Origin of the sequence: Peribacillus sp. NPDC058002 (genome assembly GCF_042886655.1) — a bacterium.
GTDB classification, from domain to species: domain Bacteria; phylum Bacillota; class Bacilli; order Bacillales; family DSM-1321; genus Peribacillus; species Peribacillus aracenensis.
Map to the genome: position 1 here is coordinate 1 of NZ_JBHVQU010000168.1, position 7,978 is coordinate 7,978.

General features: G+C 41.5%; 8 protein-coding genes. 5 read left to right on the plus strand and 3 right to left on the minus strand.

The features are described 5' to 3' along the window. The 3 genes from thiD to thiE form a co-directional block, all read left to right on the plus strand. The coding region (gene thiD / locus ACFVSH_RS20185; RefSeq protein ID WP_387707507.1) for a bifunctional hydroxymethylpyrimidine kinase/phosphomethylpyrimidine kinase at positions 1-300 on the plus strand (300 nt) is incomplete at its 5' end. Next, positions 297-1,112: a hydroxyethylthiazole kinase gene (gene thiM, locus ACFVSH_RS20190; RefSeq protein ID WP_387707509.1), complete on the plus strand. Its 816-nt coding sequence runs from the start codon at positions 297-299 to the stop codon at positions 1,110-1,112. The genes thiD and thiM, both read left to right, overlap by 4 nt. Further along, positions 1,093-1,725 carry a thiamine phosphate synthase gene (thiE, locus tag ACFVSH_RS20195; protein WP_387599403.1) on the plus strand — a complete coding sequence of 211 codons (633 nt, stop codon included), beginning with the start codon at positions 1,093-1,095 and terminating at the stop codon, positions 1,723-1,725. The genes thiM and thiE overlap by 20 nt, the downstream gene beginning before the upstream one ends. Before the next feature lie 38 nt (positions 1,726-1,763). On the opposite strand, the gene ACFVSH_RS20200 is transcribed toward thiE, so the two are convergent. Next, positions 1,764-2,969, minus strand: a complete 1,206-nt coding sequence (locus ACFVSH_RS20200) for an MFS transporter (RefSeq protein ID WP_387707511.1) — start codon at positions 2,967-2,969, stop codon at positions 1,764-1,766. A 271-nt stretch (positions 2,970-3,240) separates the two neighbouring features. Here ACFVSH_RS20200 and ACFVSH_RS20205 point away from each other — a divergent pair, with 271 nt between their 5' ends. Both ACFVSH_RS20205 and ACFVSH_RS20210 read left to right on the plus strand, forming a co-directional pair. Beyond that, complete coding sequence (locus ACFVSH_RS20205; RefSeq protein ID WP_076366967.1) at positions 3,241-4,728, plus strand: aldehyde dehydrogenase family protein; 1,488 nt, start codon at positions 3,241-3,243, stop codon at positions 4,726-4,728. A 359-nt stretch (positions 4,729-5,087) separates the two neighbouring features. After that, complete coding sequence (locus tag ACFVSH_RS20210) at positions 5,088-6,320, plus strand: aminopeptidase (protein WP_387600244.1); 1,233 nt, start codon at positions 5,088-5,090, stop codon at positions 6,318-6,320. Positions 6,321-6,380: 60 nt separating this feature from the next. On the opposite strand, the gene ACFVSH_RS20215 is transcribed toward ACFVSH_RS20210, so the two are convergent. After that, the gene (locus ACFVSH_RS20215) at positions 6,381-7,049 is read right to left on the minus strand and encodes a tyrosine-type recombinase/integrase (protein WP_387707514.1); all 669 of its coding nucleotides are present in this window, start codon (positions 7,047-7,049) and stop codon (positions 6,381-6,383) included. A gap of 60 nt (positions 7,050-7,109) precedes the next feature. Next, positions 7,110-7,910, minus strand: a complete 801-nt coding sequence (locus ACFVSH_RS20220) for a hypothetical protein (RefSeq protein WP_387707516.1) — start codon at positions 7,908-7,910, stop codon at positions 7,110-7,112. Positions 7,911-7,978: the final 68 nt, after the last annotated feature.

Genomic DNA, 7,978 nt, shown 5'->3' on the forward strand with positions numbered 1-7,978 from the left:
GTTTTACTTAAAGGAGGCCATGCAGCAGGAAATCCAAATGATCTTTTTTATGATGGGACTGACTTCCAATGGATCGAGGGAGAGCGCATTCATACAAAGAACACTCATGGCACGGGCTGTACCCTATCATCCGCCATTACATCAAACCTGGCAAATGGGCTGCCATTGCAAGAGTCGATCGAAAAGGCCAAGACCTATATTTCTGAAGCGATACGCAATAGCTTTTCAATCGGTAAAGGTCATGGACCTGTCCATCATTTTCATTCATTTTCAAAAAAAGAACGGAGTGAATTAATATGAAGGTTTCTGTAGCCGATTTATTCGTGAAGGTAAAAGAAAGAAAACCACTCATTCACCAAATCACCAACTTTGTTACGGTCAACGACTGTGCAAATGCCACCCTTGCCATCGGTGGTTCACCAGTAATGACTTCGAGCCCAAGAGAAGTGGCGGATATGGTCAAATTAGCAGATGCATTGGTTTTGAATTTCGGTACGATTGATGATAAGGCCATGGAAGCAATGGAGATTGCCGGTAAGACGGCAAATACCATTGATATCCCGGTCATTTTGGACCCGGTGGGAGTTGGTGCCACCCCCTATCGTACAGAGCAGGTCAAAGAGCTCCTTAGTAAGGTTACTTTCCAAATCATTCGCGGGAATGCGAGTGAGATCCTTTCATTGATGGGTGGGGATACCGTTACACGCGGGGTGGATTCGGGGGAACTAGCGATTAGCCATGCAGAGCTGGCTGCACAAGCAGCTAATAAATTGAATAGCATCGTCGTGGTCAGCGGAGCAAAGGATGCGGTCAGCGATGGAAAACATACATCCATCATCGACAATGGAAACCTTCTTTTAACTAATGTTACAGGTACCGGTTGCATGTCCACCGCTCTTATCGGCACTTTTTCCGGAGTCACCGACGATTTCTATTCTGCGGCAATTGCCGGAATCTCAACCATGAGCATTTCAGGGGAACTAGCAGCTGCAAACCTTCAAAAAGATGAAGGAACAGGAACGTTTCGTGTGCGATTAATCGATGCAATATCAAGAATGGATAAGGAAATCTGGATGCATGAGGTGAAAATGAATGAAGAAGTCCCAAATTGATTTAAGCTTGTATTTAGTTACGGAAGAGTCCATAGCATTAGAAAAATTGACCGAAATCATTGCAGAATCGGTTTCAGGAGGAGTCTCGATCGTACAACTTAGGGAGAAAAACAATTCCTCCCTTTCCTTTTATAAAAAAGCTTCTGCATTGAAACAGTTATTGAACGAGCTCTCTATTCCCCTTATCATCAACGACCGGGTGGATATAGCACTTGCGGTTGCAGCGGACGGAATTCATATTGGGCAAGATGACCTTCCACTGACTGTCGTCAAACAAATGGTTCCTGAAGATATGATTGTCGGAGTATCTGTCTCCACTCTTGAAGAAGCTCACGAAGCCGAACGAAATGGAGCAGACTATATCGGAGTCGGTTCCGTTTTCCCTACAAAGACCAAACAAGATGCAACCCTGATGGCCATTGGGGATCTGGAGGAAATTTGCCGCAGCGTATCCATTCCCGCCGTAGCCATCGGGGGTATCACTGCAGATAACATATCCGCTCTTTCTGATAGCGGGCTATCAGGTACCGCTGTCGTATCGGCGATCATGAATGCAGAAAGTCCGAAGAGCGCCTCCGAATCCCTTTTAAAAATCATAAAAGACTTTACTTAATGAAAAGAGGGGACTGATTACAGTCCCCTTCCTTTTGTTCATGTCAAAACGGTATTCTTTGTTTCCTTCCCAAAAGCTACGGCAATCGCACCCACTAGTATAGCGATTGTAAAAATGGTGAAAATCGAGGATATCGGGGTGTCTGCTGCAACTAAATACCCTACAAGCAACGGACCCAGGACACCGCCAATCCTCCCGATCCCTGCAGCTAACCCAGCACCAGTACCACGAACTGCTGTTGGATACTGCTCAGGTGTATATGCATATAGTGCACCCCACGCCCCCAGGTTGAAGAAAGATAGGAACATCCCGGAAACTATCAGCAGTGCCAGCCCCTCTGATGATCCTAAGAAAAAGGCACTGACGGCCGTTCCAATTAAGTATGTGATCAAAACGAATTTACGTCCCATCTTCTCTATCAGCCATGCAGCTGAAAAATAGCCCGGAAGCTGTGCAAGCGTCATGATCAAAACGTATTCAAAGCTTTGAATCATACTGAAGCCTTTTAGGACCATCACACTTGGCAGCCATAAAAACATCCCATAATAAGAAAAGACCACGCAAAACCATAGAATCCACAATACAAGGGTCTGACGGGAGTATTCCTTTTTCCAGACACTTTTCATATTGCTTAATACAGATGGCCTCTGCTTTTTTTCTAATTCCGTATACTTCGGTGAATCCGGCAGTTTCAAGCGCAGATACAGCGCATATAAAGCTGGAACTGCGCTCAATAACAATGCAACGCGCCAACCATAAGCCGGAATGATGAAATAGGAGATGAGTGCTGCCAAAATCCAGCCAACCGCCCAAAAACTTTCAAGAAGGACGACAACCCTTCCCCTTTTACTTGCTTCAACACTTTCAGAAACCAATGTCGAGGCAACCGGAAGTTCTCCTCCAAGTCCCATGCCAATCAAAAATCGCAATATCAAGAACAAACTGAGTGTACTGACTGCTGCAGACAGGCCACTTGCGATTGAAAACAATAATAATGTAATGATAAAGACATTCTTCCGTCCGACCCTGTCAGCCATCGCACCAAAGAATACGGCTCCTACAGCCATTCCGATAGAGTTTATGCTCCCAATCCAGCCAACCTGCTCACTGGTTAAGTTCCAGTCCTGTTTCAAAGCAACAATGATGAAAGAAAGCATACCGACATCAAGTGCATCGAACATCCATCCAAGACCCGCAACACCTAGTATCTTACGTTGCGATATCATTTTCGCATCATTTCCCATATATTCCTCCTGAAGAACTTTAGACCTTCTTGTTATTTTATCCTTATTCATTTTAACTATTAACTTTCATTTTTGCTATAGTATTTACACATGTCATGACAAAATAATACTTCATTTTTTTTATGATGAAGAAATCTTGAATATTATGTCGAATGATATAGATTGAATATTCCCTTTTTTTCATTTATCATAAAAATTGGCATAAATCATAGCGTTAACAATAAGTCATCATGTTCTGCCCAAGATAATCATTTTATTCAGGAGGGTAATTATGACAAACCTAACGTTAGAAGTAAGTGGAAAGCTGCAAAAATTTTTAACAGGACCAAAAAAGCTCTATATTAATGGTCAGTTTGTAGAAAGTGCTTCAAAAAAAACCTTCTCCACACCTAATCCTGCTACAGGACAAAAACTTGCCGATGTTTATGAAGCTGATAAAGAAGATATCGACTTAGCCGTCAAAGCTGCACGCAAAGCATTCGATGAGGGGCCTTGGTCAAGAATGAGCGCAGCTTCACGCAGTAGGCTAATGTATAAACTTGCCGATTTAATGGAAGAAAATAAAACCGAACTTGCTCAATTGGAAACGTTGGATAATGGTAAACCAATCAGTGAAACCACCAATGCCGACATTCCTTTAGCTATAGAACATATGAGATATTTTGCCGGCTGGTCCACCAAGATTGTCGGACAGACCATTCCGGTAAGCGGAAATTACTTTAACTACACAAAACACGAGGCGGTTGGTGTTGTCGGCCAAATCATCCCATGGAACTTTCCGCTTCTTATGGCAATGTGGAAACTGGGAGCGGCACTTGCTACAGGTTGTACGGTTGTATTAAAGCCTGCTGAACAAACTCCGCTTTCCGCGCTATACCTGGCTGAATTATTGGCTGAAGCCGGTTTCCCTGATGGGGTCGTCAATATCGTTCCCGGTTTTGGTGAAACCGCTGGACAAGCACTTGTCGACCATCCGCAAGTAAATAAAATTGCATTTACCGGTTCGACCGAAGTTGGAAAACTGATCATGCGCTCTGCTTCATATTCATTGAAACGGGTCACATTGGAACTTGGAGGGAAATCGCCAAACATCATCCTGCCTGATGCGGATTTCTCAAAAGCCATCCCTGGTGCTTTGAATGGGGTCATGTTTAACCAAGGGCAGGTATGCTGTGCCGGTTCCAGGGTTTATATCCAAAAGAAACATTATGATAACGTAGTTGCCGATATGGCAAGCCATGCAAAAAACATCAAACAAGGGGTAGGTCTGGATCCAAGTACACAAATTGGACCGCTTGTTTCCGAGGAGCAGCAAAATCGAGTAATGGGCTATATTGAAAAAGGGAAAAACGAGGGTGCGGAAGTACTTGTCGGCGGAAATAAACCTGGTGAACAGGGCTACTTTGTTTCTCCTACTATATTTGCTGGTGTCGAAGAGGATATGACGATAGCCAAAGAAGAGATTTTCGGTCCGGTCATAGCTGCAATGCCATTCGAGGATTTAGATGATGTCATTAACCGTGCAAATGCAAGTGAGTATGGATTGGCTGCCGGCTTATGGACCAGCGATATAGCCAATGCCCATTATGTTGCAGGAAAACTCCGTGCCGGTACTGTATGGGTGAACTGTTATAACGCGTTCGACGCAGCTTCCCCGTTCGGCGGTTACAAACAATCCGGAATCGGACGTGAAATGGGATCTTATGCACTGGACAACTATTCTGAAGTGAAAAGCGTCTGGATTAATTTGGGTAAGTGATTTTTTGACTATTAAGAAAGAGGGTCTCAAAGAGGCCCTCTTTCTTTCAGTTCATTGTTCACTGTCCCAAATAATCAAATTATTCAATTATTCAAACCTTTTCAATAGTCTTTCCTTCGATAATTTTGGTAGAATGCAAGGTAGGCAAACCGGCTGCTACTCGAGGTGGTTCATACGAAAATGGTGCCGGGGTTTGTGCTAAAGTGAATGAGCCTTAACTGTTTCATCTCCTTGCCGGTTATAATGAACCACTTCGTCTAATACCTATAAGTTTTCACAAACGATGTAAAAAGTTTCTTTTTTATATGACAATTAAGTACAATTATAAATGTAGAAAATGGAAAAGGAGTTTTGAAATGATGAGTGATTTTCAAACGAATTTAGAAAAATATGCAGAACTTGCCGTAAAAGTCGGTGTTAACATCCAACAAGATCAAACCCTTGTCGTAAACACAACATTAGAGGGTGCTGACCTTGTGCGTCTCATTGTAAAAAAGGCTTATGAGAACGGTGCGCGTAATGTCATCGTTAATTGGAATGACGATATTGTTTCACGTACCAAATATGAACTGGCTCCGGATGAGGTGTTCCAAGAGTATCCAAAGTGGCGAGCGGAAGAAACGATCGAACTTGCAGAAAACGGAGCTGCCTATCTATCAGTCATCTCCTCCAGCCCTGACTTATTAAAAGGTGTAAAGCCAGAAAGGATTGCCAACTTCCAAAAAGCATCCGGGACTGCACTGAAGAAGTGGCGTCAGTATATGCAATCCGATAAAGTAAGCTGGTCCATCGTTGCCGTCCCTTCAGAGGCTTGGGCTGATAAAGTATTCCCTGAAGAGGCAGAAGGAAAACGCGTTGATCTGCTATGGGAAGCCATTTTCAAAGCAGTTCGTGTTGATGTGAAGGACCCTGTGGAGGCCTGGAAAAAACACGATGATACCCTGCATGAAAAGGTTGATTATTTAAATGACAAGCATTACCAAAAATTGCATTACACGGCTCCTGGAACAGACCTGACAATCGAGTTACCCGACAAACACCTATGGGTCGGAGCAGGAAGCATCAACGTACAGGGTCATGAATTCATGGCTAACATGCCTACCGAAGAAGTGTTTACGGTTCCATTGAAAACAGGTGTTAATGGTACGGTTTCCAGTACGAAACCCCTTAGTTACGGTGGCAACATCATTAATAATTTTTCCGTGACCTTTAAGGAAGGACGGATCATTGAAGTAAAAGCAGAGGAAGGGGAAGAAATCCTGAAACAATTGGTTGAAACGGATGAGGGTTCACACTATCTTGGTGAAGTGGCACTTGTTCCATTCAACTCACCGATTTCCCAATCGAATGTTTTATTCTTTAACACATTATTCGATGAAAATGCTTCAAACCATCTCGCTATCGGCAGCTCCTATGCTTTCTGTATTGAAGGCGGAAAAAACATGAGTCCAGAAGAGCTTGCAGAAAATGGACTGAATGAAAGCCTTACACATGTCGATTTCATGATTGGATCAGAGAAAATGAACATCGACGGCATCAAACAGGACGGCACTTCGGAACCTGTCTTCCGTAATGGGGATTGGGCGTTTTAATTAGAGCGTTGATATAGAGGGGTTTTGAAGGTCTAAAACCTTGAGTGGTCACAGAATTGGTCACATTTCATTAGATTTAAACAAATTATCTAGCTCATCAGCCACGTGTTTCTGCATACTGGGAAGCACGTGGTTATACTTGTCTAAATTAATTTGAATGGATGTATGCCCAACCCGCTCTGAAATGACTTTTACATTCACATTTTGTTTGATTAGCAAGGTAACATGTGTATGTCTTAAATCATGAAAACGGATTGTAGGTAACCCTAGCTTTATCGCTTGGGCTTTAAGTCGTTTGGAAAGAGTAGCAGAATCCAGTGGATTACCGTAGCGTGTGCAAACAACTAAATCATAATCATTGAAGTTTTGACCTTGCTTCAACTTATGTTCGACAACAACGATTCTCTCCTTTTTCAATCCCGTTATTTCACCTAATAACGCAATTAAATAGACCGTATAAAATCGATGCTTCTTTGACTGTTGTATGAAATATTCAACCTGTTCAGTATCCCAAGCGGTCATTTCAAGATTGTTTCTCTTTGGCAACGTTACATTTAAAACTGGATTTTCATTTACTAGCTTTAAACTAACAGCCTTTCTAAAAACAACCTTCAACATATCAATAATTTTCTTAATCGTATTAGAACATAAAGCAGTTTCTTCTACCAAATCATAAATAAATCTTTGGACTATCGAAGGTTCAATTTTTTGTACTCTAAAAAGACCCATTCTAGGATTGATATGGGGCCATTGTTCATCAAGTAAATTTCTCTATAAGCAATATTATGTTTATTCCGCTTCTTCTACTAATTTAGTCACCTCATCATTAATATCTTCTTCTATTTGTATCAGTTCTTCAATATCACTCCTTTCCGCTCTTGTATTCACTCCCGCTACCCATTCATCATAATTCTCAGATGGTCTCACATATTTTTTGCTATTTTCATCATATTCAAATTTAGATTGATATGCTCCAGTAAATGAGTAATATTCAAATCCAGTTTCAGAGCTACCCTTCGCTAGAAAGGCAACCAATATATCACCTTTTTCAGACGGTCTATGCCCATTATATATTACAAAAGATGTTTCCTTTAATTCCTCTTCTGTTAAATCTGGAAATTTATCTTTCATACCATCTTGTTCAGCGGTAATATACCCACCTCCTTCTAATATTGTTATTTCTAGTCCTTCTAAACTTGAGTCACCACTTAAAACTTGGTTAACTTTAAAAGTTAGCTTTGTAAATGGACTACCAAATCCAACTTCTTCATCCATAAGTACGTAGTTTTCAGTGGCTACAACTTCGCCTTCAACGGAAAGTCCTGAATCTCTCATTAAATGTTCTACATCATCATAACTAAAAATAAAAGAAAGTTGAGCATCTGCAACGGTTACGTTATCCATATCCACAGAAGCTTCTTCACTATCTGTATCACCTTCTTCTTTAGTAGAACCTCTTGGTTTATCGTTTTCAGCCGTAAGTCTAGATTCATCTTGTTCCTTATTTTGAGATTCATCATTTGTATTACTACACGCTGATAAAGCGAAAAATGATAACAAACAAAAAAATACAAATTTCTTCTTTTTCATTTTCCTTCACTCCTTTCGTAAAGATTGTTGTTTTTAAAAACTAAACGATTTAAGGTTGATTGGAGCGC